Genomic DNA, 25,214 nt, shown 5'->3' with positions numbered 1-25,214 from the left:
GTTGAGAAGTTTAACTTGAAAAAGTCTTCATTTTGCTGAATATTCAAGGTGTAGCTAATTTTATAGATTTACGCTGAATCGTAATTTTAAAGTTTTATGATTTGATCTTACGAATTCAGCCATTTACAACTTAAACAGTCATAGAACAAGGATTAAATATGAAGTTATATTACTCACCAGGTGCATGTTCATTAGCTGCCCATATTTTGCTTAATGAAATTAACGTAGATTTTGATTTAGTCCGTGTTGATTTAAAAACCCATACAACAGAAAAAGGGGCTGATTACTATGAAATTAACCCTAAAGGCTACGTACCCGCTTTAGAGATCAATCCAGGTTTGATTTTGACAGAAAACGTAGCAGTTCTTCCTTTTATTGCGCAACATGATGCAGGGCAGGATTTGATTCCACCATCAGGTTTAGGGCGTGCTAAAGTATTGGAATGGTTAGGTTATTTGAATTCTGAACTGCATGATGAATATGCTGTATTCTTTGACCCTAAAATTACTGAAGATGAAAAAGTACGTGGTTATGCGACCATTGATAAAATGTTGAAATATATTGATGATTATCTGGGTGAGTCTGAATTCGATTATTTAGTCAATGATCGCTTTGGTCCTGCGGATGCATATTTGTTTGTCATCACAAATTGGTCAAATGTAATTCATCATGATTTAACACCATTTAAAAATATTGTGGCATTGCGTAATTTAGTTGCAGGTCGTCAATCGGTGCAAATTGCGATGCGTGACGAAGGTTTGATTCCTTAAGATCAGCATTTGAATTGAAAGCACCTCAGGGTGCTTTTTTTTATGGGAATAAGTTTAGTCTTTATCTGCCTGTCATTTTATCATCTGTTTCAAAAAGTTTTGATCATCTTTAAATTGAATTTTTTCTAAAGTGTTTGGTGATATTGGTGATAATTTCTTCCATGTTATTTTAGGTTTTACTTGATCATCGAATTCATTATAGACTGTAGTTTTTAATTTTTGAGTGAGAAAATTACCACTATGGCGGGTTGCCTTGCCATCAGTTTTATATGCAAACCAATATTCAAAGCCAATAAGTCTAAATTGTTCATTGGAAAGCTTGAAGCGATATGCCCATGAATCACCATACCAATTTGAACAGCTATTCATGCCATGAAAGGTTATGTCTAAAAGATTTTTATTAATTTTTACACTGTACTCATCTAGTGCATCAGCAATACAATTTTCATCATCACGATAGGTCCATTCTGGAATTTTTTTAACGAGTATTTGCTGTAAAACATTGCCTTTATTGATCAATACCAATAATTTTCTGTCCATCATCTTATGGTTTTTGGGTTGAATAATGACTACGGTATCCATCAAACCATCTGAATTTAAATCACCATTAGTCTGCGTGATAATTTCCCAATGCTGAGGAACAAATTTTTGCAATTGCGTTGGGATTTGTTTTGCCATTGAAAAAGAGGGGATACTGGCGATACATAGTGTTGTGATTATTTTTATCATGGTCGATCTCGGTCATTTATGAATTATTTTAAACTCAACTTGACTGATTAAAAAGGCTACCGAAGCAGCCTAAATAGTGTCACTACAAAGATAAATAAAAAATTATTTAAAGAAATAGCCTGTTTCAGGCGAGCTTGCATTTGCCATACGTTTGCGTGGCATACGACCTGCAAGATAAGCTTCACGACCTGCTTCAACTGCTTTTTTCATGGCAGATGCCATTAAAATAGGGTTTTGCGCAGCAGCAATCGCCGTGTTCATCAACACACCATCACAGCCGAGTTCCATTGCAATCGCAGCATCACTCGCAGTACCGACACCTGCATCGACTAAAACAGGAACTTTCGCATTTTCTTTAATGATCGAAATGGTATGCGGATTTAAAATACCTAAGCCAGAACCAATCAAACTCCCCAAAGGCATAATGGCAACACAGCCCATGCTTTCAAGTTCTTGTGCGACAATTGGATCATCTGATGTATACACCATGACTTCAAAACCATCATCAATCAATGTGCGTGCAGCATCTAAAGTCGCAGTGATATTCGGATAAAGCGTTTTTTCATCACCCAAAACTTCAAGTTTTACAAGGTTATGACCATCTAAAAGTTCACGTGCGAGCATACACGTACGCACAGCACTATTGGCATCAAAACAACCTGCTGTATTTGGAAGAATAGTGTATTTTTCAGGTGGGATGACTGAAAGTAAATTTGGTTGATCAGGGTTTTGCCCGATATTGACACGGCGAATCGCCACGGTCACGATCTCAGCACCACTGGCTTGGATCGCTAAATCCGTTTCTTGCATGTCTTTATATTTTCCCGTTCCAACCAATAAACGAGATTGAAAAGTACGTGAACCGATAATAAGAGGAGAGTCTTGGTGATTCAATGAATTGGAAAGGTTTTGCATGGTTTTCCCTATTTTTAGCCGAATTAGCCGCCACCGACAGCATGGATAATTTCAATACGATCTTTGTCAGAAAGTTGCGTTTGCTCGAGTTTACTTTTGGAAATGATCATTTCATTCATTTCTACTGCAAAGCGTTTGCCTTCTAAAGACAATTCCTGAATGAGCTGTAATAGGTTTTGGCAAGAGGTATCTTGAGGCTCACCATTTAAGAAAATTTGCATATATATTCCATTTAAGTGTGCAAATTGTAGATTGAAAATATCAACTTATTTTGCGTATTTAAAAGTATTCCAAGCAAGCACGAGCCAACCAGCGATCATCAAAGCACCACCAATTGGCGTGATTGCACCAAGGAAACGTGGTAAGCCAAGTGCCATGATATAAAGCGAACCACAGAAAAAGAAAATTCCAATCTGAATCAAAATAAAGCTAAGTTTAATTGGTAATTGAGGAACAACTTTACTGAGTATTCCAAGTGCCAATAGACCAAGTGCATGATAGAAGAAATAATCAGTTGCAGTATGCCACCATGAAAGTTGGATTTCGGTTGCCCGTGCTTTTAAACCGTGCGCACCAAAAGCACCTAAGGCTACTGCAAAGGCTAAGTTCAATGCTGAAATTGCAATCCACATCAGTCAGTCATCTACATAAATTTGCGCATAACCATAACATAATTTTTTTCAATCAATAAGGCTAAATCTACACAGAATAAAACTTTCATACTCCTGCTTTATAAATTTTTGAACAAAATAAAAGGGCATAAGCCCCTTTATTAAAAAATGAATCAAAATGTATGCCAGATTAATTTGATGACATTGCCACTTTTATTTTATCCATGGCATTTTTCTCTAACTGACGAATACGTTCAGCAGAAACATTATATTCAGCAGCCAGTTCATGCAAAGTTGACTTATCATCATCTAACCAACGACGCTGTAGAATATTACGAGAACGATCATCTAGTTGTTCCATTGCGCTATGCAGGGCATTGGTACTTTGTTCTTCGTAATCTTCTTCTTCGATCAAACGAGCAGGGTCGTAACGATTATCTTCAAGGTATAATGCAGGCGCAACATGGGTTGAACCTTCATCATCGTCATCACCTTGAGCTTCAAAAGCAGCATCATAAGCGGTTAAACGACCTTCCATTTCCAAGACTTGTTCAGGTGTTACGTTCAAATCATTGGCAATCGATTTTGCTTCTTCTAAAGTGAGTTTTTTGCTCGACTTTTTTAGACTACGTAAATTAAAGAAAAGCTTACGTTGTGCTTTGGTTGTGGCAATTTTAACAATACGCCAGTTGCGAATCACATATTCATGAATCTCAGCTTTGATCCAATGTACGGCAAAAGACACTAAACGCACGCCCATATTGGGGTCAAAACGTTTAACTGCTTTCATTAATCCGAGATTGCCTTCTTGGATTAAGTCACCTTGTGGTAAGCCATAACCTGCATAACTGCGGGCAATATGTACCACAAAACGTAAGTGAGACATCACCAACATTTTTGCAGCATCTAAATCTTGATCATAGAAATAACGATCAGCCAACTCTTTTTCTTGCTCGGCTGTCAAGATCGGAATTTGATTTACAGTGCTGATATAAGCACCTAAGTTAACGCCAGGTGCAGACAAGGACAGGGGCATCAACTGATTGCTGCTGTCACTCATGAGTTCTCCTTATAGGAATTTAGTTGTATTACCAATGCATTCATCTTAATTCGAATAGTCTACATAAGTAAGGAAATTTGGGTATCTAAATGTAAATTTTTATGCAAATTTGCAAAAATGAATTTTAAACGAAAATATTTAAGATTCAATTAAGTAATGGAATTCTTGCACAGATACTTTAGTCAATTGACATGAAATATGGTGAATTTCACAATATCGGGTGATGTCGATCTCACTATGTGGGTCTGAGGATTTTAAAAGTAACAACTGTTTACCATTGCTTTTCTTGAGTTGTTTTTTCAACATCAATAGTGGCATTGGACAGGGTTTACCCATACTATCTATTTCTACAGGTATTTCATTCGCTAAAAGCTCAGTCATTCGTATTTCAAACATACACCATAATGTAAGGACTAAAATTCTAACAAAGTTCGTTATATAGCCCAAGTTATTTATCGAATTCCTTCGAAATAAAAATCAATATATGCGCTTGTTTAAAAATTAGTCTTGAAATTGAAAATAATTATCAAAAAAAATTCTATTAATTGTCATAAACCCATGTTAAGCTCATCGCGTATTTAGGATTTATCAGAAACAATTGTTGTTTTTAACCCTATTACAAATGGATGTAACCGGGATTTTGTTAATAGTTTTACAGAATGATTACAAGCTTTGAAATTACAAAATATTTTAAAACTTTGTTTACTCTGCTGTTTGCAACACCGGGTGGTCCCTTTTTCTTTATAACTGAGGATTAACTTATGACAGCTCGTGAACAAGGCGTAGTTAAATGGTTCAACGACACTAAAGGCTTCGGCTTTATCCAACGCGCAGGCGGTGATGACGTATTCGTTCATTTCCGTGCTATTCAAGGTGACGGTCACCGTTCACTTCGTGACGGTCAACGCGTTGAATTCAGCGTAGTTCAAGGTCAAAAAGGTTTTCAAGCTGAAGAAGTTCAGCCTTTAGACTAATCTTAAATTTTTAAAAATTTAAGTAGCGCTCCAATTTTTTATAAATTGGGGCGTTTTTTGTTTATAATGGTCGCAATTTAAAGTGCCTACAGTTAGAGCTCGTATTTATGTCATCAGGTTTTGAAACCCTTAATTTACATCCGCAACTTAAACAAGCGATTGATGCTTTAGGGTTTAAAGAAATGACCCCGATTCAACAAAAAGTATTGAAATATACTTTGGCAGGTCATGATGCAATTGGTCGAGCGCAAACAGGTACGGGGAAAACTGCCGCTTTTTTAGTTAGTATTATTAATGATTTGCTAACTAACCCTGTAAAAGAACAACGTTTCCGTGGTGAACCGCGTGCTTTGATTCTTGCACCGACACGTGAACTTGCGATCCAGATCGAAAATGATGCAAAAGATTTAGTAAAGTTTAGCAACCTCAATGTTGTGACCTTGGTCGGTGGCGTAGATTTTGATAAGCAACGTAAACAATTAGACCAAGGTTTTGTTGATATTTTGGTGGCGACACCAGGTCGTTTGATTGATTTCACAGAACAAAAAGAAGTTTGGCTTGATCAAATTGAATTCTTAGTCATTGATGAAGCCGATCGTTTATTGGACATGGGCTTTATTCCATCAGTAAAACGTATTGTGCGTTTTTCACCTCGTAAAGAACAACGTCAGACTTTAATGTTCTCTGCGACATTTAGTTATGATGTTTTAAATCTTGCACAGCAATGGTTATTTGAACCTGTTACGGTCGAAATCGAACCAGAAAAGAAAACCAATGCAGATGTTGAACAACGTGTGTATGTAGTAGAGAAAAAAGATAAATATCGTCTACTACGTGAAATCTTAGCAGATGAACCGATTGAAAAAGTCATGATTTTCGCCAACCGTCGTGACCAAGTGCGTAAACTTTATGATCATTTAAAAGCAGATGGTTATAAAGTGGTGATGCTGTCAGGTGAGATTGCGCAAGATAAACGCATTAAAATGCTCGACCAATTTAAAAATGGCAAACATAACATCATGATCGCAACAGATGTCGCAGGTCGTGGTATTCATGTGGATGGTGTTTCACATGTCGTGAATTTTACTTTGCCAGAGCAATCAGATGATTATGTGCATCGTATTGGTCGTACAGGTCGTGCAGGTTCTCAGGGTGTGAGTATTAGTTTCTTATCTGAAGATGATGCATTTAATTTACCAACCATTGAGAAAGCGATTGGTCAAAAATTACCATTAACTCGTTTGGAAGGTTATTGTTAATTTAACGCATTATTTATTGAAATGATTTAAAAATCCCCTTGATCTAAGGGGATTTTTTATCTGTCAGTATTAATTACTGATGTTACGCACTTCAAAAGAACAGAATCGTTTTAAAACTTACTTGGCGGAGTCTTACATCCAAAGTTTAGATTTAGTGGTAAGCCTTCGGCTCGACCACACTTTTGTTTCGGCAAAATGAGCAGTGAAACTGCGCAAGGAAACCATCTTGCGAAGCTTCGCTTCTCACCGCAAAACTCGTCAACTACCATCTTTTGATTGATAACTCGCAGAAACATTAACTTATAGATGTAGCCCTGCCTCAAACACATTGCGGATGACGTTAACGCGTATCAAATTTCATTGAGATCAAAATAAATTTTTAATGCTACTGCGTAACATCAGTTAATTCGCTTTACATGTAAACGTTAACTTGGTTTGGTAGTCTGTATCTTTTTCAATACCATTACTCTTACCAATTACTGAGCCAATCACACCTGCCGCAGCGGTGATCATTTTCCCAGTTTGCTCATCAAATACACCTTTTAATGCACCATTATACTCATTCTTTTCATCGACTAAGATCGGTGCTGCTTTTTTACCACAGGTACTGTTGGCCGCAGTAATCGCATTATTTTTAGCAATCACTTGGCTTTTACCCAAGCCAGTAACTTCGTATTGGTTATTGGCATTTTGGATTGCGAGTGTTTTTGTAGGATTTGATGTACACGCTGTTAAAACAAAAACGATGCTAGATAAACATGCAATTGCTGAAATTTTTTTCATCTTGTTTCCTATTTAAATATGCAACAGTATTTATAATATTTGAGCATAATGTTTAGACTAAATATAGGAAATCTTGTAAAAATTTGCATTTTCTTATGGTTTTACTGTGAATGAATTGGGACAGGTGAATTTAACATTTGTCAGGATAGCGTAATCTTTTTAGAGTGTGGTACTCTTGAGACAAATGAACTTTATTAGATAATCGGTCAATGTCGGAATCAAATTTTCAAGCAGTACATGACAATATTCACCAAAGACAATCTATTGGACATTTGGTTGAGCCTGCACCTACACATGATCAATTGAATATTGCTTTTCATGCCGCATTAACAGCACCTGATCATCATCGTTTAAAACCGACGCAATTTATCGTTGTGGAAGGTGAGCAACGTGAGGCATTTGGTGAGTTATTGGCGCAAGCTGTTCAAGATTTGGGTGAGATGGATGCGGCGCAAATTGAGCGCGTTAAACACCATCCTTTCCGTGCACCAATTATCGTATTGGCAGTAACCAAATTCCAAGACCATCCTAAAGTTCCATTGTTTGAACAGACTTTAAGTTCAGGTGCAGCGATTGAAAATTTCCTTTTGTCGATGCAAGCGCAGGGCTTTGCTACCATGTGGCGTAGTGGAGCAGTGGTTGAGTCGAATTTATTAAAGTCAGCATTGGGTTTGGCAGAGCGTGATTTAATCTCTGGGGTGATCTATGTTGGGACAGCAGCAAAAGCAATTGCGCCACGTGCTGAAATAGATGTTCAACCTTATGTTTATTTTTGGACAAAATAGCGGTTGTTACGTGTTAAGTTGAAAATAGCAGTATCGTGAAAAAAAAGATGATACTGTTTTTCAAAAAGATCGTTAGAAATTTAATTATTCTTCGTTTAAAAATTGCTAAAAGTTTTGGGATAAAAATAATGTCAGATTTACAGTTTAAAGATTTGGTTGAACCTGTTGCTATAGATAAAAAAACAGCATTACGTGTCACCGTGCTTGGTGGTGGAAGCTTTGGTACTGCAATGGCAAATACAGCGGTACGTAATGGTTGCGACACCATGATTTGGATTCGTGACGAAGCGATTGCCAAAGAAATCAATGCAACGCATGTGAATAAACGTTATTTACCTGATTTTAAACTTGAAGATGGATTGCGTGCGGTTTCGAATTTGGAACAAGCTGTTTGTGGTCGTGACATTATTCTGGTTGCTATTCCAAGTCATTCTTTCCGTGATGTTTTACGTCAGATTAAACCATTTATTAGCGCTCAAGCAGTCGTATCATTAACCAAAGGCGTTGAAGCAAAAACCTTTAGTTTTATGAGTGACATCATCCGCGAAGAATTGCCAGAAGTGCCTTATGGTGTATTGTCTGGACCAAACTTAGCCAAAGAAATTGTCGCAGGTCAACCTGCAGGTACTGTAATTGCCAGTGATTCTGAATTGGTTCGTTATGCAGTTCAACAAGCTTTACACAGTGCTTTGTTCCGTGTGTTTGGTAGTGATGATGTACATGGGGTTGAATTGGGTGGTGCGCTAAAAAATATTTATGCAGTCGCAATGGGTATGGCGGCAGCATATAAAGTTGGTGAAAATACCAAGAGTATGATTTTGACCCGTGCTTTAGCTGAAATGAGTCGTTTTGCGGTGAAGCTAGGTGCGAATCCATTAACTTTCTTAGGGTTATCTGGTGTAGGTGATTTATTTGCAACCTGTAATAGTCCACTAAGCCGTAATTACCAAGTGGGTTTTGCTTTGGGTTCTGGGAAAACTTTAGATCAGGCGACCAAAGAATTAGGGCAAACTGCGGAAGGGATTAATACGATTGTCCAAGTGAATACACGTGCTAAAGAGTTAGATGTGTATATGCCGATCACTCAAGCATTGTATGAAGTCATTTTTGAAGGTGCACCACCTCTAAATATTGCAGTATCTTTGATGAAAAATGGTCATCGTAGTGATGTTGAGTTTGTTCTTCCACATCATGAAGTATAGGTATTCATCCACATTTTTTTGATATTTTGTTAATTTTAAAATGGATTTGTCATAAAGCCTCGTTATAATCTGTGCGATATTGAAAAGGAAAATTTATGCAACTGACTTTAGTTCGTCATGGTGAGGCTTCTCCTGCTACGGATGGGATTGATAGTAAACGTCCGTTAACACCTCGTGGACATCAGCAAGCTGAACAAACTGCTGAGTTTGTAAAAGAAAATGTGAATCCTGATGTTTTTATTGTCAGTCCATTACTACGTGCGCAAGAAACTTTGGCACATATCCAAAAGCATTTCCCACATGTATCAGTATTGATTTGTGATCAGATTAAACCTGATGATGATGCAAAACTTGCAATAGAATGGTTGTCACAATTACCATTTGAACGTATTGTGGTAGTCTGTCATATGAATGTGGTTGGGCATATCGCAGAACAGTTAACACATGAAAATTTCAATCCTTTTGCCTTGGCTGAAGCTCGAATTTATGAGCAAACAGTGATTGCAAATGGTCTATCGACACAAAATAAAGCCTTTATTCCGACTGTATAAAAGCATTGTTAAAAGAACTGAGCAGAAAACGATAAATGTTGTACTTATGGATGCCTGAAGCCAATGGGGTTTGGCAATGGTCTCGAGGAACGGATTGGACGACTTCTTCGAGTCTAGAACAATTAATACAGGACATTAAACTTTACCAAGGAGAGGAAGCGGTTGTTTTCTTTCCAAGCCGTGAAGTGCAAATTCTTCAACAAAAATTTAGCAAAGCACAATATAAACAATTGGGTGTGGATGGTCTTAAGTATTTACTTGAAGAATATGTGATCATGCCGATTGATCAGATGAAAGTGTTTTCACATTTTCAACAACCTGATCAAGTATCTGTATTGGGGATTAATCATCATGCTGTAACCACGATGCAGCATTCATTGTCATTGATTCCATTAAAAATTGTCTCGTTATTGCCTGACTTTTTAATGCTTCCTGTGCCTGAAGCAGGGCAAACCATTCTTGCCAATATCAATGGTCAGTTACTTGTTCGTGAAAATGAATGGTTGGGAAATTCGATAGATGATCTTGGTTTATATTTAGATTTCGCAGATCGTGAAAAATTATATAAACACAGTGATTTAACCAGTGAACAAGTGTCTAATTTATTTGCAATTGCAGAAACGAATCAGCGTGAGTCGTTTAATTATCAATTCACTGAGCTGAAAAAGCCAAAACAGCATCCTTATAATGTGTTGCCTAAAGCTAAACAAAGCAATGATGGTGTTTCGCGTTATTGGCAAGCCTGTGCTGTTCTTCTCGTGGCACTAATTATTGTGCAACTCAGCTATGATGGATTGCGTTGGTTTAAGTTAAAAAAATTGGCAGATCAAACGGCTTTGATCGCAGTAGACCAATATAAAAACTGGTTTCCAAATGAACAGCGTATTACCGAGGAATCTGTAGAGCGCCAGTTTAAAAATAAATTGGCACTGAGTCAGGGCGCAAATACGCAAGCTTTGCAATTGTTAAGTCGTGTTGGCCCAATATTGATGCAACATCAAATTATCGCCAATCGTGTCAATTATGATACCGCTATTTTAAATATGGACTTAGTGGCGAAGTCATCTGATGCTTTACAAACATTAGTAACGCAATTGAATCAGCAAGGCTTTAAGGCGGAATTGGGCAATGTTCAGACACAGGGTGGCTCTGTTGTCGGTTTGGTGAAGATACAATAATGAAAAGCATGGAAAACTTTCAAAACCGATTGGATGCATGGTCTGAGAAAGCATCTGAAAATTTAGAAAAAATGACCACTCGTGAACGTGTGATGGTGATTTTTACCAGTATTTTCTTGATTGTTGTCGCGATTGGTTCAGCTTTGTGGTTTACCCATAAAGCAGCAGAGAAACAGCAAGTTCGTCTCAATGAAATGAAAGATCTTGTGGTGTGGATGCAAAGTAATGTTGTGACCATGAAACCTGCGGATGATTTGGCGCTGACCACAGCCGATAAAATCCAAAGAGTTGCCCAACAACAAGGGATTTCTGTCGCTTCGCAACAGGTCGGTGAGCAGTTTCAAATTGTTGCATCACATCAGAATTATGCGGTACTAGCAAACTTTTTGACGCAAATTGCACAAATGGGTGTGAGTCTGGAAAAATTGGAATTGATGAAAGACGGTGGTCAGATTAAATTAACAGCGACAGTTCAGTAGTGGTGAAAATAAACCGAGTAGAAGCATAGCCTTTTTAGCATACTGTGCCTATAATGTGGCAACTTAAAAAGCAGTAGACTTTTATAGCTATGTTGTATTCACTTGCTCGCCCTTTGTTGTTTTCTTTAGCACCAGAGCGTGCACATGAAGTTACATTGTCCATGCTTAAATCTGCCCATAAACTGGGTGCAATGCGTCAAACTGTAGCTGCAAAACCTGTCACATGTATGGGTATTGAGTTTCCAAACCCAGTCGGTTTAGCCGCAGGTCTCGACAAGAATGGTGCTTATATCGATGCCTTAGCAGGTTTAGGCTTTGGTTTTATCGAAATTGGTACGATTACTCCAAAACCACAAGAAGGTAATCCAAAACCTCGTTTATTCCGTATTCCTCAAGCCAAAGCCATTATTAACCGTATGGGTTTTAATAATGATGGCGTCGATCAATTGGTTGAGAATGTCAAAGCATCTAAATTTAAAGGTATTCTTGGGATTAATATCGGTAAGAATGCGTCAACACCTGTCGAAGATGCTGTTTCTGATTATCTGATTTGCTTAGAAAAAGTATATAATTACGCATCCTATATCACCGTGAATATCTCTTCACCAAATACCAAAAATTTACGTTCTCTACAAAGCGGTCATGCTTTGACAGAGTTACTCGAAACTCTCAAAAATCGTCAATTAGAATTAGCTGAAGAGTTTCAGCATTATGTACCACTAGTACTTAAGGTTGCTCCAGATCTTGAGGCTTCAGATATTGATTTTATCGCTTCACAATTATTGCAATTTAAAATTGATGGTTTGATTGTGACCAATACAACCTTGTCACGTGAAGGCGTGGAAGGTTTGCCATGTGGTGATGAAGCAGGTGGTTTATCTGGCGCACCAGTATTTGAAAAAAGCACAGCTTGTCTTGCTGCTTTTGCGAAGAAATTAAAAGGTCAAGTTCCATTAATTGGTGTGGGCGGGATTTTGTCAGGCGAGCAAGCTGTTGCCAAGCAACAAGCAGGGGCGAGCCTTGTACAAATTTATAGTGGGATGATCTATACTGGTCCTACGCTGATCAAAGACTGTGTTGATGCTATGACTTAAAATGAATACCTTAGACATAATTATACTGATTTTACTGCTCATCGGAGGGCTAAACGGTTTGCGACAAGGATTTGTTAAAGCCTTTGCGAACTTGATAGGATGGATTTTTGCACTGATTGTGGGTGCTAAATATGCCAATATCATCGCGCCTTCCATGTCTGCACTCAGTCAGGATCCTGTGGTGCAAAAAATTGCAGCATTTGCATTTATTGTCTTGGTCATTATTGTTTTAACTTGGTTAGCAACAGCATTATTAAATAGAATTTTAAAGACATTAAAACTCGGACCTTTAAACCGTTTAGCGGGTGGTGCCCTCGGTACCTTGAAAGGTCTCTTCATCGTCCTCATAACTATGCAGGGGCTAGGTCCTTGGGTAGAAAGTTCCCCAACGTGGAAACAGTCCAAATTTATTCAAACGCTTTTACCATTTGCACCTTTGGCAACTGAAATTTCAAAAGATGCCGCAAATGAAGCATTACATCATATTCATTCAGAAGACCGTCCAGATGGTGCTTCTGAGCAATCTGTTGATCGATCATCTAAAACGTCAGATGATGAAAAGTCAGAACATTCAACAAAGAATCCGTTTTATTAGTCCTAGCTGGTCTGCGAGGTAGTTATGTGTGGAGTCGTTGGTATAGCCGGTAAATCACCTGTGAACCAAATGTTATTTGATGCGTTGACGATGTTACAACATCGTGGACAGGATGCAGCTGGGATTGTGACTTGTCATAATGGACGTCTTTTTTTAAGAAAAGACAACGGTATGGTGCGTGATGTATTCCATACTCGCCACATGCGTGCGCTCTTGGGTAATTATGGGATTGGTCATGTACGTTACCCGACTGCTGGTTCTTCAAGCAGTGCAGAAGCGCAACCATTTTATGTGAACTCTCCTTATGGGATCACTTTGGCGCACAATGGTAACTTGACCAATGCGCCAGATATTCATGAAGATTTATTCAAAACTGACTTACGTCATATGAATACTGATTCAGATTCAGAAGTATTGTTAAACGTTTTTGCACATGAGTTGCAAAAAAGTGCTTCTTTAACACCAACCCCTGAAGATATTTTCCACACAGTAAAACGTGTGCATGAGCGCTGTAAAGGTGCTTATGGTGTGGTTGCGATGATCACAGGGCATGGTCTAGTTGGCTTCCGTGATCCAAATGGTATCCGTCCATTGATCTACGGTTCACGTTTAACTGAAAATGGTGAAAAAGAATATATTATTGCTTCTGAATCAGTTGCGATTACAGCACTTGGTTTTAAAGTAGAGCGTGATATTGCACCTGGTGAAGCGGTATTTATCAATTCAAATGGTGAATTCTTCTCTCAACAATGTGCTGATAATCCGCGCTATCGTCCATGTATTTTTGAGTATGTGTATTTTGCACGTCCAGATGCAACGATTGATGGAATTTCTGTATATAAAGCACGTTTGAAAATGGGTGAGACCCTTGCGAAGAAAATTCTTCGTGAATGGGGAGACACGCATGACATCGATGTGGTTATCCCAATCCCTGATACCAGTCGTACTTCTGCTTTAGAGTTGGCGAATGTGTTAGGTGTGAAATTCCGTGAAGGTTTTATGAAAAACCGTTATATCGGTCGTACCTTCATCATGCCAGGTCAACAGCAACGTAAGAAATCTGTACGTCAGAAGTTAAACCCTGTTGAACTTGAATTTAAAGGGAAAAATGTACTGTTGGTTGATGACTCTATCGTCCGTGGTACAACGTGTAATGAAATCATTCAGATGGCACGCGATGCGGGTGCAAAAAATGTTTATTTTGCTTCAGCAGCACCAATGGTGAAATATCCAAACGTGTATGGTATCGATATGCCAGCCAAAGCAGAATTGATTGCATCACATCGTAGTGTCAAAGAAATCGAAGAAATTATCGGTGCAGACCGTTTAATTTTCCAAGACTTGGATGATTTAAAAGCGGCAGTTAAAACCCATAAAGTGCCTGAAGTAGAAGAGTTTGATTGCTCTGTATTTGATGGTATTTATGTGACGGGCGATATTGATGAACAATATCTCATCGATCTTGAAAATAGCCGTAGCGATACTGCGAAAAAGCAAAAAGATGGTTATATTGATGTGAATATCGATGCTTCATCTGTAGATTTGAGTGGCATCAAAGAAGAAATGTAAATTTCTATTTTGATTCATGTGAAAAAGCGAGGAATTCCCGCTTTTTTCATATGCACTTTTGATTTATAGTATTTTTTGTACAGTATTTTGCAATGTAATGAGGGAATTTACATTGAACGATGTCAGTCACTATTTATTAAAAAACAAGAATATGTTGTGGTCTGCAAGTTCATGCTTACTTGCGGTTATTTTGACTATTTTTATTTTAAATACAGTATTGGGCTTGCTCGTCCACTATATTGATCCGACCCAACTGATTTGGTGGCATGTGCTTAGTCCTTATTGTGTGGGCTTGGTCTTGATCATTATTCTATGGTCAATTTTATATGAATTTTATGTATTTCGCTCTGGTGGGCATTCCCTTGCAAAGCAGTTAAAAGCTCGTCGTTTAAGTCAAATCGAAAGCACGCCTGAAGAAAGTGTTGCATTAAAATTGGCAGATAAATTTGCTGAAACATTCGAGATTGATGCACCGACCTTATATGTATTGCCTGATGAAGTGGGTGTAAATGCATTAACAGCGGGCTTTCATCCGCGTGATACGGTCATTATTTTGACGTGGGGAGCTTTACAAAATTTAGATGAATTAGAACTTTATGGTTTGTTGGGACATGAGTTTAATCAAATTTTATCAGGTGAAGTGCGTGAAAATACTCGGCTGAAAATTTTGTTTAGTGGGTTGATTACATTTAGCCAATTAGGCAGTAAATTCACCAAGCAAGGATTTAAGCGATACCAAACCAAAGGGAAGCAACATCGTTTTGAAACAAGTTTTGTCGCAATCGGTGGGGTAATTTGGCTGTTGGGAAGTATGGGGATTTTAATCAACCGCTTGATTAAATATTTTACTTTAGGTGGTCGAACTTTTTATAACGATTATAAAACTAAAAAATTATTGCTCAACAATGCCAATGTACAAACTTTATTAAGAATTTATGTGCATCATGCAGGTTCACAAATTCATAGTGAATATTCAGAATCTATTGCACATATGTGTTTTGCAAACTCATTGGGACCACAAAGTTGGCTAAATACACATCCAAGTATTGAAGAGCGAATCTATGAACTGAACCCGACATTGTTGCAAGATTTACAATTGGAAAATCTAAAAAAACTACGAAGCCAACTTTTATTTAGTTTATTACGTCCCTTGGATGAGTCAACGAGTGAAGTGTATAACCCATGGGTGTCACCACAACCTTTGCCATTATTGCGTTTATCTCCAATCAGTTTTGCATTAAATGATGCGATTAAGCCCTTAAATCCAGAAGTACGCCGTCAAATTGAGCGTCCAGATTTAATACAAAGAGCGATGCAAACGGCAACGGGTTCACGTGAGGTGATGGTCGCAATTTTGATGATTCGTCAGTATCGTGAATTCATTCCATCAAATGCAGAAGTGAGCCGCGCTATTATTGACTCTTTACTGCATTTGGATGGTCGTGTGCATATTCAAATTTTCCATGATGCATGTGAGAGTTTAGGTAATATGCCTGCGACCAGTGCACGTCAATTTGTTACTAAATTGGCGAAAATTATCCAAGAAGATGGTGAAATTGGCTTGCTAGATGCTTTGTTAATTGAGCGAGTAAAAGCAGAGTTGCATTTATTGCCGATGCATACACCATCATCACTTGAAACGGTTAAACCGCAAATTGTTCGTTTGATTGATGCTCTATTACATGTACAGCAGATTAATAGTGCCAATCAACTTGATGTTCGTTATCAAATTCTTGAGCGTGTATTATCTAAAGATGAATTGGACTTATTCGAAGAAATTTCGGATGAACCGATTGATCTAGGTGAAATTCTGAATGATATTGCAGGTTTATTATTGCGTGATCGCTTAAGTATTTTAGGGGTTGCAGAAATTTGTTTGTGGAATGATCGTATTATTACTCAAGATGAATTGGATGTGCTTGAGTTGTTATATTGGCGTTTAGGATTTAAAACACAAGAAATCGTAGATCAGATGCAGAAGAAGAATAGTGTAATGATTGTTTGATGGGTTTGAGTGAATTCAGAGGATACACGTGGGGTTTATTTACCTCATCTCTAAGTTGAAGAGAGATGAGGTGTTGTTTAAGCGAATTCAGATTTAAAAAATGGCGATCAACTTGCCATTGCATCAATTGAAAGTTCAGCAACAGTTGGTTTGGCTTTTTCGGCAGTTAAACCTAATTTATTAAAGAGTTGCTTATCGCGTCCATCGCCAGCATTTGGTGTAGTCAATAATTTCTCACCACTAAACAATGAGTTTGCCCCTGCCATAAATGCCAAAGCTTGATCAGAATCTGACAATGATTCACGACCCGCAGACAGGCGAATATAGCTTTTCGGCATAATGATACGTGCAACAGCAATGGTACGAATCCATTCTGTTACATCAAGTTTTTCAACATCAGCCAAAGGCGTGCCTTCAATGGGTACGAGCATGTTGATCGGAACAGATTCAGGATGTACGGCTAAAGTCGCCAACTCAAGTAATAAGCCAATACGATCATTCTGGTTTTCACCTAGACCGACAATACCACCACTACATACTTTCATGCCTGCATTGCGTACATGATCAAGTGTATTTAAGCGGTCATCATAAGTACGTGTACTGATCACATTTGGGTAATATTCACGAGAAGTATCTAAGTTATGGTTGTAATAATCTAAACCGGCTTCGTGTAAGCGTTCTGCTTGAGATTGGTTGAGCATACCTAAGGTCATGCATGTTTCTAAGCCAAGTGCTTTAACTTCACGTACCATTTCTAAGACATAAGGCATATCACGCTCATGCGGATTACGCCATGCAGCGCCCATACAAAAACGTGATGAACCTGATTCTAGAGCTTCTTTGGCTTCACGAATTACTTTATCAACCGCGATACGTTTTTCAGCTTCAAGTTTTGAATCATAACGCGCAGATTGAGAACAATATTTACAATCTTCAGGGCATTTTCCTGTTTTGATTGAGAGTAGTGTACTGACCTGAATGGTATTGGCATCAAAATGTTGACGATGTGTTTGTTGCGCTTGAAATACCAAGTCAAGAAATGGTTGCTCGTATAAAGCTTGAATTTCTTCACGAGTCCAGTCATTGCGTACAGTCATGGTTCAAATCCGTGATAATTATGATCTATGTGTTTATCATACAGAAATCATGCCAATTCCAAAGGGCAAAAATGTCCAAATATAATGGTATCTTACGATAAAAAAGTTTAATTGAATGGAAAAGTAAAATTGTGAATATACTTGCGAAGTTGCACTATTTTATGTGAATTTACTAACAATATTTAATTTGTAAAAAGATAAACTTCAGACTCTTGGTCATTAAAACTTTAAAATTTTGAAAACTTTGTCATGAACTTGTAATTTAAGAATAAGTTATAAATGACCATTCCAAAGTTTTGAATTTATGGCTTCTTGGCTAATTGTTCTGCAATCGCCCAATCAACATGGACTTGCACAACATGATCATGCTGTGGATTATTTTGTTGCAATGCTTGGATAATTTTTGGCGAAAATGGTGCATTTCCCAGTCCAATTGCAATATTCCGCTTAAAGCTTTGGAAACCTGTACGACGTATTGGGCTGCCTTCAGTACAGTCAAGAAAGGTTTGTTCATCCCATTGCCATAGATCTAATAGACTTACATCATCTAAGCCATGACGCGGATTAAAATCTTCAATCGATGCCTTTTTGGCAAAGCTATTCCAAGGGCAAATCAGCTGGCAGTCATCGCAACCAAAGACTCGATTACCAATACCACGACGTAATTCCTCTGGAATGATGCCTTTATATTCAATGGTGAGATAAGCGATACATTTTCGTGCATCGAGCATATAAGGTTCGACAATGGCTTGGGTCGGGCAGATGTCGATACATGCCGTACATGAACCACAATGATGCGTTGCAGGCTCATCAAAGGGCAGTTCCAGTGAGGTAAATAATTCACCCAATACAAAAAAAGAGCCTGATTTTTTATGAATCAATAAAGTATGTTTGCCTGTCCATCCCATGCCTGCATTTTCAGCCAAAGACTTTTCAAATACAGGTGCAGAATCTGCAAAGGGACGTGATTCAAACTCACCAGTCCGTTCACGAATGATCGACGCTAATGTTTTTAATCGCCCACGCATGACTTTGTGATAGTCACGCCCACGTGCATAGCGCGCAATAATCGCTGAATTGGGTTCATCTGGTACATAGCGAGGTTTAGGTGTTTCAACCAAGTAATTCATTCGTACACAAATAATGCTTTTAGTTCCTGGTACCAATAAAGTTGGATCAGCACGCTTTTCTAAATTTTCTTCTAAAAACTTCATGTCGCCGTGATAGCCACGTTTTAAATATTCTTTAAATCGTGGTAATTCAGCTTGAGCATCTGGACGAGCAATGACACAATCAGCAAAGCCAAGTTGCAAAGCTTGTTGTTTGATCCAAGTTTTTAACTCTTGAAGATCAAGCTGTTGCAATGGAATGGATGGTGTAGTTGAAGTTGCTGACATAGTAGATGAATGCGCTATAAAATTTGAGAAAAAGGGACAGGACTATGCATAAGACAATGAATAAGATCATGCATCAACAAGTTTATCATAGCCATGACATTCAAGCATGGGAACGTCGTTGGTTTGCACAGCAAAATAGTTCATTTGGACTGATGCAACAGGTTGCATGGTCAATTGCACAGCATTTAATTCAGCAATTTCAAAGTCATCATTCACCAGATTCAGCACGATCAATTGATAAAATCGCAGTTTGGTGTGGCGCTGGAAATAATGCAGGGGATGGCTATTGTCTTGCAAGTTATTTAAAACAAGCAGGTTATGAGGTTGAAATTTATTCGGCGGAAGCTGGACATTCAACTGATTTAAAGTCTGCGATGCATATTGCTCAGTTAAATCAAGTGAAAATACATCAGCATTTCTATATTACACAACAGTTTGATTGCCATATCGATGCATTATTTGGCATTGGTCTAAATCGTGATTTAGATGAATCTTGGCAAGGTATTATTCAGAAATTTAATGCTCAATCAGGTTTGAAAATTGCTATTGATATTCCAAGTGGTTTGAATGCCAATACAGGACAGCCTTTACCGATTGCCATTAAAGCAGATCAGACTTTTACAGTTTTAGGTTTAAAAGCAGGGCTATTCACAGGGCAAGGGAAAGAATACCCTGGTCAAATTGAAGTGATTTCAGCTATTCCTAAAGACCAAGAATTAAAACCGATTGCGCAACTTTCTCCAACTGAGATTGTATTACCACAGCGCCAAGCCTTTGGTCATAAAGGCAGTTATGGGCATGTCTTAGTGGTGGGTGGTCATGCCGAAATGGGCGGTGCGGTGATGATGGCAGCTGAGTCTGCATTTAGCGCAGGTGCAGGGAAGGTCACGATTGCATGTGATGCAAAACACCATACTGCGATTTTGTCACGTTCACCAAATATTATGTTGCGTGATATTAATGCATTAAATGCATCAGACATTACTGCTTTATTAAATCATGTAGATGCTGTTTGTTTTGGTATGGGGCTTGGTCGTGATGATTGGGCAAAACAGCAATTTGAGCAGTGGTTCCATCCAATTCAAACAACATTACATACGACTCAGCATTTGCAAATAGTTTTAGATGCCGATGCATTATGGTTTTTGGCAGAGCAACCGCTACAATTACATGCGGAAACTTATTTAACGCCGCATCCAGGTGAGGCTGCGAAGTTACTTAATTGTTCTGTAGCGGAAATAGAAAATGATCGAATACATGCTATTCATCAGCTTCAAGAAAAATACTCAGGTCAATGGGTGCTTAAAGGTGCAGGAAGCTTAACTCTCGAAGATCAATTGTGGATATGTACCGCAGGTAATGCAGGCATGGGAACAGGTGGAATGGGGGATGTATTGGCAGGGATGATCGCTAGCCTAAAAGCTCAGTTTTCTGATGAAATTCACCTACATGAAATTGTAACTCTACATGCGCTTGCAGGAGATTATTTGGCGCAAAAAGGTATGCGAGGTTTACAAGCACATCATATGAATGAGGCAGTTTATCAAGTTGTAAATCATGTTAAAATCCAAAACGAATGATAAGAATAATGCTTATTTATGATAAATAAAATTTTACTGGTATTAATTTTGATCAGTGCTATTAGCCCATTAGCAATAGCACAACCAATTTCAACTCAAATTGAGAAGAAAAATAATGTCATTGTTTTGAAAGATTTAGATTTTAAAACGGTGATGATGGCGTTTTATCAGAAAGATATTCAATACGTCAAAATTCCTGAACTTGAGCATGAGAAAGTTCAATATGTTGGAATTAAAAATGCCAGTGAAGTAGGGATAGATGAAAATGATGATGCTGTCATCGTTTTTAGTCCAGCGAAAACTTTTCAAAATGCACAAAATGAAGCTCGTTATTTGATCTCTACGACAAAAATATTAATTGATAAAGAAGATGCTCGACTTAAATTTTGTGGAGTATGTGCAACATTTACACAGTTTTATCTTTTTAGAAAAAATGAAAATGGAAAATTTGAATTAATCAGTCGAAGCCTAGATGAAAATGGTTGGTTTAAAGGTGATTTTAATTTTCAACCATATCCTGTTGAAGACATCATTAAAAATATTCGCAAGGTAGGACCTGAAATTAAAGGTTATGTTGAAGAACAAGAATATGGTCGACAAGGCTATTCTCATACAAAATTATTTATTACTCCATTTGATGAAAATCCGAAGATGAATAAATTTGAAGTTGCCGAAATTAGTAATGACAATGAAGTGACAGGCAGCGACAAAATATATAATACGCAAGGTGATTATCGGTTTTTAAGCACTGAACATGATGGTTTATATGATATTGAAATCCATTATTCAGGAACTCAACAAATTTATCAGGATGATATTGCTAAAATTGTTCCTATTCATGCAACGCATGTGTACCATTACAATGAAGCGCAGCAAAAGTATATTCGAGTAAAATAGAATGTTAGAAAAATATCTAGTGGTTGGAATTGTCTTTGCCGCATGTGTGCTGATGATTATTTATACGCAGATCGGTAGTGATAAGAAAGAAGATAAAAATTTAAGTTTTAAAGAAAAACTGCAAAAAGAATTTTCTAACTTTAAAGTGGTTGAACGTAACCAAAATTTCATCATTTGTCGTGAAATTGCTAATCAACGTATTCCAGAAGAATTAGTGCTTATTCGTATCGATCCTGAACAGAAGAAAAATTTACGAACCTCTGGAAAAATGCTCATTGCAACTTATTCAAAGCAACCGAGCATTCGCGAAGTGAAAAAGGACAGTGCAGCTTATTTAGTTTAGGCATTTCAGATGTTTTGCTAAAACTAACGTCTACGACTGCTGTTACGGCTACGACCACGTGCCATACCACCTAAAGCATTCAATACAGCAAGTTTGCTCATACTGCCAGAAGCATGTGCATGACAAATGGCAGCGGCAAGTGCGTCAGCTGCATCTTGCTGTGGTTTAATCGAAAGATTCAGTAATTTCATGACCATCATTTGGACTTGTTCTTTATCGGCAGCACCGTAACCGACAACAGATTGTTTGATTTGACGAGCTGTATATTCAGCCACTTGTAGATCTAAATTGACCAAAGCCGCAATTGCAGCACCACGTGCCTGCCCGAGTTTTAATGCAGAATCGGGATTTTGTGCCATAAACACTTGTTCTACAGCTGCTTCAGTTGGTCCATGAAATTTAACAATACGATCTACACCTGCAAATATACGCTTTAAACGCTCAGGCATTTCAGTGGTTTCAGTGCGAATCGTCCCTGCATCAACAAATGTGAGTTTTTGACCATCTTTTTCAATGATGCCATAACCTGTTAAGCGTGAACCTGGGTCAATTCCAATAATTAAAGGCATAATACTGCTTATCGTAAATATTGAATCAATTATATGATTCCAAAAATAAAATGTAAGTAGAAATTTATAGGCATTGTATAATCGCCGTGCAAAGTATTGGGGTTCAAATGATTTAGGCTGAGATGAATATTAAAAATAAAGAAGTGTATTGGATTCATCGAATGATTGCTTTGATCTATAGCTTGGGTTTGATATTTTTAGGCTTTAGTATTTTGAGGAAGTTCGATCTTGATGCTGTGTTGGTCTTTTTAGTCTTACTGGTTTTATTCGGTTGGATGATGTATTTACATTTTGTCGCTTCAAATGAATCTGCACAAGGTTCGATGCGAGGACGAAATATATCCAAATTTATTGCCGTAATCCTATTATTTTTATTTCCAATCGGTACCGTGATCGCATTGTATTTGTTCTATAAAACCACTGAAAACGAATGGCAAAAGCAATAAAAAGCGGAAAAACTAAAATAAGCCCTTTAAAAGTTTTGAAATGCCCATATAAAAGATAAAGCAATGAAATTTATATTTTTCATATAATTTTCATACTAAATTTTATTTAATCTTTGAGATGCATTGTTTCGATGAAACTTTTTCCTATTATTTTGATTGGTACTATTCTTGAAATCGCTGTATGGATTGGGGTTGCTCAATTTACCAGTGGTTGGTACGTTTTCTTTTGGTTCTTGATTGCATTTTTCATTGGTTTAAATTTATTGCGTTCAAGTACAGCAACCATTATGCCGCAATTGCAACAAATGCAAATGACAGGAATGATGGGGAATGATCCTACGATTGCCAAAAAAATGGCAACAGCTTTTGCAGGCATTCTTTTAATGATTCCAGGTTTAATTACCGATGTATTGGCATTGTTGATGTTACTTCCACCTGTGCAAAACATGATTAAAAAAGCAGGCATGAGCTTCATGGCGAAGAAACAGCAAGCCATGATGAACAATATGATGGGTGGCATGGGCAATATGGGAGACATGGGCGGTGCTCAAGGTCAAAACCCATTTGCAGATTTAATGCGTCAAATGCAAGACATGCAAAATCAACAGTCAGGCAATCCTAACAATCGTGGGTCAACCATTATTGATGGAGAAGCGCATGAAGTTGAACCAGAACATAAGCAAATTGAATTTAAAGATGTCAATAAAAAATAATATTTGTCGTAATTTTAAAGCTGAATCTCATGATTCAGCTTTTTTTTGCATTTTTTTTATGTTTAAAACACTGTGAATTCTCACTATTGATTTGATCAAACAGTATAATATTGCGCTGATGATTTAAGATTATTCGTATTTATTATGTCAATGTTACTGACCATTTGCGCATTACACTTCATTGCTCAACTCAGTCCTGGTCCAGATGTACTACTCGTTGCGAAAAGTGCTGCGTCAACCTCACGTGCCAATACACTAAAAATTATTTTAGGCATTTCTGTCGGCGTGGTGGTGTGGGTTGCGTTAACGCTATTGGGTTTTACCGTATTACTTGAACAATGGCCGTGGATTCAGCAAGTTCTGATGCTTATTGGTGGATTCTTTTTAGCAAAAATGGGCTATGGCATGTTGAAAGGCGGAATTGCATCATTAAAACAAAGTACAAATCTTGATGGTCAGATTGAAGAAAAGCCCAAGAATTATTTCTTATTGGGCTTATATACCAACTTAGCCAATCCCAAAATTGTGATTTATTTCAGTAGTGTATTTTCATTGGCTTTGAGTTCGACAGCAGGAATGAACCTTAAACCACAGTTAGCAGTGATTATTCCGATTCAAACTTTTTTCGTTTTTAGTTTATTGATGCTGATTATGTCAATTCCAAAGATCAAGGCAATTTACCAAAAATCAGGAAGTTATATTGATATTTTGTCAGGAAGTTTTTTTCTATTATTCGCAATTTTCTTATGGGTAGATGTGTTGAAAATGTTTAATCTGGCTTAGTATTTTGATTGTTTTCAGCGTTTGAGCTTGGAACTAAAGCTTGCTTTTCAGCGTCTTGAAGTTGATTGTTATAACGATGCGGGTCTAGAGTCTTGATATTATTTTCAGATTGAGAATATTTTGAGCTACGATTCGCACGTTCTCTCAGACCACCTTTTTTTATCAGTTGAACCACAATAAACCCCAAGCTTGCCAATATATTGAATAATTATATCGTGAAAAAGTGATATTTGTTTCTATTTATTTCTGGTTTAAATTTTATATGTAGAACCTTGATTTACAAGGAAAGTAGTGATTCATTGATGCTTGTAGTATCGTTAAGTTTATGAAGTTATTGAAAAATGAATTGAAACAAATAAGACTTGTCAAAATAAAGTAATCATGTACACTAAATTATGAAGTAAAAAATTACATTTGGTTAATGGATATAATCTTATTGTAATAAATAAAAACAATAATAGCGCACAAAAAGGAGATATAACGATGATTCTACAATATCACTGCGCATGCTGTAATGAAGCTGTTAGTTCGACTGAAAAAGTTTGTCCTAAATGTGGTTCTCAACATATCAAAAGCCCATACGGTTTATGGATTTTTTGCCTAGTTGCATGTTTTTTTACTGCGGTGACATTTAAAGTCGGGCATATTTATATTCAAAATCATAATATTGAAACCCCAACACAAGTCTCAATTTTTGATGTATTACAACAAGATTCAAAGTCTGGTACACATTAGTTTTCGTTGTTTATAATAATATTTAAGAGCATGATGATTACTATATGCAAAATATTAAAACAAGTAGATTGAAACTTTGGGGATGAGATTTTATT

Annotated in this window: 30 protein-coding genes; 19 read left to right on the top strand and 11 right to left on the bottom strand. The window is 37.4% G+C overall.

Annotated elements, in window-relative coordinates; genetic code table 11:
- Positions 1-158: 158 nt before the first annotated feature.
- Positions 159-770, top strand: a complete 612-nt coding sequence (locus EXE09_RS09210) for a glutathione S-transferase N-terminal domain-containing protein (protein ID WP_068974487.1) — start codon at positions 159-161, stop codon at positions 768-770.
- A 72-nt stretch (positions 771-842) separates the two neighbouring features.
- Here the strand turns inward: EXE09_RS09210 and EXE09_RS09205 are convergent, their stop codons facing one another.
- The 6 genes from EXE09_RS09205 to EXE09_RS09180 all read right to left on the bottom strand — a co-directional run bounded on the left by EXE09_RS09205 (position 843) and on the right by EXE09_RS09180 (position 4,466).
- Positions 843-1,499: a hypothetical protein gene (locus tag EXE09_RS09205; protein ID WP_068974488.1), complete on the bottom strand. Its 657-nt coding sequence runs from the start codon at positions 1,497-1,499 to the stop codon at positions 843-845.
- Between the two features lie 102 nt (positions 1,500-1,601).
- Entirely contained in the window at positions 1,602-2,414 is an 813-nt protein-coding gene (locus tag EXE09_RS09200) for a thiazole synthase (RefSeq protein ID WP_130117066.1), read from the bottom strand.
- Between the two features lie 23 nt (positions 2,415-2,437).
- Positions 2,438-2,635: a sulfur carrier protein ThiS gene (thiS, locus tag EXE09_RS09195; protein WP_068974490.1), complete on the bottom strand. Its 198-nt coding sequence runs from the start codon at positions 2,633-2,635 to the stop codon at positions 2,438-2,440.
- A 45-nt stretch (positions 2,636-2,680) separates the two neighbouring features.
- Complete coding sequence (locus EXE09_RS09190; protein WP_130117065.1) at positions 2,681-3,046, bottom strand: DUF423 domain-containing protein; 366 nt, start codon at positions 3,044-3,046, stop codon at positions 2,681-2,683.
- A gap of 169 nt (positions 3,047-3,215) precedes the next feature.
- Complete coding sequence (rpoH, locus tag EXE09_RS09185) at positions 3,216-4,085, bottom strand: RNA polymerase sigma factor RpoH (protein WP_068974492.1); 870 nt, start codon at positions 4,083-4,085, stop codon at positions 3,216-3,218.
- A 138-nt stretch (positions 4,086-4,223) separates the two neighbouring features.
- Positions 4,224-4,466, bottom strand: a complete 243-nt coding sequence (locus EXE09_RS09180) for a sulfurtransferase TusA family protein (protein ID WP_068974493.1) — start codon at positions 4,464-4,466, stop codon at positions 4,224-4,226.
- 380 nt (positions 4,467-4,846) lie between these two features.
- On the opposite strand from EXE09_RS09180, the gene EXE09_RS09175 reads away from it, so the two are divergent.
- Entirely contained in the window at positions 4,847-5,059 is a 213-nt protein-coding gene (locus EXE09_RS09175; RefSeq protein ID WP_004822370.1) for a cold-shock protein, read from the top strand.
- 107 nt (positions 5,060-5,166) lie between these two features.
- Complete coding sequence (gene rhlB / locus EXE09_RS09170; protein WP_068974494.1) at positions 5,167-6,318, top strand: ATP-dependent RNA helicase RhlB; 1,152 nt, start codon at positions 5,167-5,169, stop codon at positions 6,316-6,318.
- Positions 6,319-6,720: 402 nt separating this feature from the next.
- On the opposite strand, the gene EXE09_RS09165 is transcribed toward rhlB, so the two are convergent.
- Entirely contained in the window at positions 6,721-7,101 is a 381-nt protein-coding gene (locus tag EXE09_RS09165; protein WP_068974495.1) for a hypothetical protein, read from the bottom strand.
- Between the two features lie 209 nt (positions 7,102-7,310).
- On the opposite strand from EXE09_RS09165, the gene EXE09_RS09160 reads away from it, so the two are divergent.
- The 9 genes from EXE09_RS09160 to EXE09_RS09120 all read left to right on the top strand — a co-directional run bounded on the left by EXE09_RS09160 (position 7,311) and on the right by EXE09_RS09120 (position 16,559).
- Positions 7,311-7,886: a nitroreductase family protein gene (locus EXE09_RS09160; RefSeq protein ID WP_130117064.1), complete on the top strand. Its 576-nt coding sequence runs from the start codon at positions 7,311-7,313 to the stop codon at positions 7,884-7,886.
- A 128-nt stretch (positions 7,887-8,014) separates the two neighbouring features.
- Positions 8,015-9,088, top strand: a complete 1,074-nt coding sequence (locus tag EXE09_RS09155) for an NAD(P)H-dependent glycerol-3-phosphate dehydrogenase (RefSeq protein WP_130117063.1) — start codon at positions 8,015-8,017, stop codon at positions 9,086-9,088.
- 95 nt (positions 9,089-9,183) lie between these two features.
- Complete coding sequence (gene sixA, locus EXE09_RS09150; RefSeq protein ID WP_087554055.1) at positions 9,184-9,639, top strand: phosphohistidine phosphatase SixA; 456 nt, start codon at positions 9,184-9,186, stop codon at positions 9,637-9,639.
- A gap of 35 nt (positions 9,640-9,674) precedes the next feature.
- Positions 9,675-10,817 carry a type II secretion system protein GspL gene (gene gspL, locus EXE09_RS09145; RefSeq protein WP_130117062.1) on the top strand — a complete coding sequence of 381 codons (1,143 nt, stop codon included), beginning with the start codon at positions 9,675-9,677 and terminating at the stop codon, positions 10,815-10,817.
- A complete protein-coding gene (gene gspM / locus EXE09_RS09140; RefSeq protein ID WP_130117061.1) occupies positions 10,817-11,296 on the top strand; it encodes a type II secretion system protein GspM in 480 nt (159 codons plus the stop codon). Before gspL ends, gspM begins: the two co-directional genes overlap by 1 nt.
- 89 nt (positions 11,297-11,385) lie before the next feature.
- Positions 11,386-12,390 carry a quinone-dependent dihydroorotate dehydrogenase gene (locus EXE09_RS09135; RefSeq protein WP_068974501.1) on the top strand — a complete coding sequence of 335 codons (1,005 nt, stop codon included), beginning with the start codon at positions 11,386-11,388 and terminating at the stop codon, positions 12,388-12,390.
- A gap of 1 nt (position 12,391) precedes the next feature.
- Positions 12,392-12,985: a CvpA family protein gene (locus tag EXE09_RS09130; RefSeq protein WP_130117060.1), complete on the top strand. Its 594-nt coding sequence runs from the start codon at positions 12,392-12,394 to the stop codon at positions 12,983-12,985.
- Positions 12,986-13,009: 24 nt separating this feature from the next.
- Positions 13,010-14,554, top strand: coding sequence for an amidophosphoribosyltransferase (purF, locus tag EXE09_RS09125; protein ID WP_068974503.1), 1,545 nt, complete (start codon positions 13,010-13,012; stop codon positions 14,552-14,554).
- 112 nt (positions 14,555-14,666) lie between these two features.
- Complete coding sequence (locus EXE09_RS09120; protein WP_130117059.1) at positions 14,667-16,559, top strand: M48 family metalloprotease; 1,893 nt, start codon at positions 14,667-14,669, stop codon at positions 16,557-16,559.
- Between the two features lie 107 nt (positions 16,560-16,666).
- Here the strand turns inward: EXE09_RS09120 and bioB are convergent, their stop codons facing one another.
- Both bioB and queG read right to left on the bottom strand, forming a co-directional pair.
- Complete coding sequence (gene bioB / locus EXE09_RS09115; protein ID WP_087554059.1) at positions 16,667-17,656, bottom strand: biotin synthase BioB; 990 nt, start codon at positions 17,654-17,656, stop codon at positions 16,667-16,669.
- Between the two features lie 302 nt (positions 17,657-17,958).
- A complete protein-coding gene (gene queG, locus EXE09_RS09110) occupies positions 17,959-19,053 on the bottom strand; it encodes a tRNA epoxyqueuosine(34) reductase QueG (protein WP_130117058.1) in 1,095 nt (364 codons plus the stop codon).
- A 68-nt stretch (positions 19,054-19,121) separates the two neighbouring features.
- Between queG and EXE09_RS09105 the strand changes: the two genes are divergently transcribed.
- From EXE09_RS09105 to EXE09_RS09095, 3 genes are read left to right on the top strand one after another with little or no spacing between them, the layout of a single operon-like run.
- Positions 19,122-20,633: an NAD(P)H-hydrate dehydratase gene (locus EXE09_RS09105; protein ID WP_130117057.1), complete on the top strand. Its 1,512-nt coding sequence runs from the start codon at positions 19,122-19,124 to the stop codon at positions 20,631-20,633.
- A gap of 18 nt (positions 20,634-20,651) precedes the next feature.
- A complete protein-coding gene (locus tag EXE09_RS18790; protein WP_165382048.1) occupies positions 20,652-21,530 on the top strand; it encodes a hypothetical protein in 879 nt (292 codons plus the stop codon).
- Position 21,531: 1 nt separating this feature from the next.
- The gene (locus EXE09_RS09095; protein WP_087554063.1) at positions 21,532-21,873 is read left to right on the top strand and encodes a hypothetical protein; all 342 of its coding nucleotides are present in this window, start codon (positions 21,532-21,534) and stop codon (positions 21,871-21,873) included.
- A 23-nt stretch (positions 21,874-21,896) separates the two neighbouring features.
- On the opposite strand, the gene ruvC is transcribed toward EXE09_RS09095, so the two are convergent.
- On the bottom strand, positions 21,897-22,442 hold the full coding sequence (gene ruvC / locus EXE09_RS09090; protein ID WP_068974509.1) for a crossover junction endodeoxyribonuclease RuvC: 546 nt from the start codon (positions 22,440-22,442) through the stop codon (positions 21,897-21,899).
- Positions 22,443-22,564: 122 nt separating this feature from the next.
- Here ruvC and EXE09_RS09085 point away from each other — a divergent pair, with 122 nt between their 5' ends.
- The 3 genes from EXE09_RS09085 (at position 22,565) to EXE09_RS09075 (ending at position 24,384) form a co-directional block, all read left to right on the top strand.
- Complete coding sequence (locus EXE09_RS09085) at positions 22,565-22,888, top strand: hypothetical protein (protein ID WP_130117056.1); 324 nt, start codon at positions 22,565-22,567, stop codon at positions 22,886-22,888.
- Between the two features lie 131 nt (positions 22,889-23,019).
- A complete protein-coding gene (locus EXE09_RS09080; RefSeq protein ID WP_068974511.1) occupies positions 23,020-23,601 on the top strand; it encodes an FxsA family protein in 582 nt (193 codons plus the stop codon).
- Between the two features lie 144 nt (positions 23,602-23,745).
- Complete coding sequence (locus EXE09_RS09075; protein ID WP_068974512.1) at positions 23,746-24,384, top strand: LysE family transporter; 639 nt, start codon at positions 23,746-23,748, stop codon at positions 24,382-24,384.
- Here the strand turns inward: EXE09_RS09075 and EXE09_RS09070 are convergent.
- Complete coding sequence (locus tag EXE09_RS09070; RefSeq protein ID WP_087554065.1) at positions 24,371-24,559, bottom strand: hypothetical protein; 189 nt, start codon at positions 24,557-24,559, stop codon at positions 24,371-24,373. The genes EXE09_RS09075 and EXE09_RS09070 overlap by 14 nt on opposite strands.
- 308 nt (positions 24,560-24,867) lie before the next feature.
- Between EXE09_RS09070 and EXE09_RS09065 the strand changes: the two genes are divergently transcribed.
- Positions 24,868-25,119 (top strand): hypothetical protein, encoded by a 252-nt coding sequence (locus EXE09_RS09065; RefSeq protein ID WP_068974514.1) that lies wholly within the window; start codon positions 24,868-24,870, stop codon positions 25,117-25,119.
- The last annotated feature ends 95 nt before the right edge of the window (positions 25,120-25,214 follow it).

The organism is Acinetobacter sp. WCHAc060025, from assembly GCF_004209355.1.
Classification (GTDB): Bacteria; Pseudomonadota; Gammaproteobacteria; order Pseudomonadales; family Moraxellaceae; genus Acinetobacter; species Acinetobacter wuhouensis.
The sequence above is the reverse complement of the archived record's forward strand: the minus strand, read 5'-3'. Positions and strand labels throughout refer to the sequence as shown.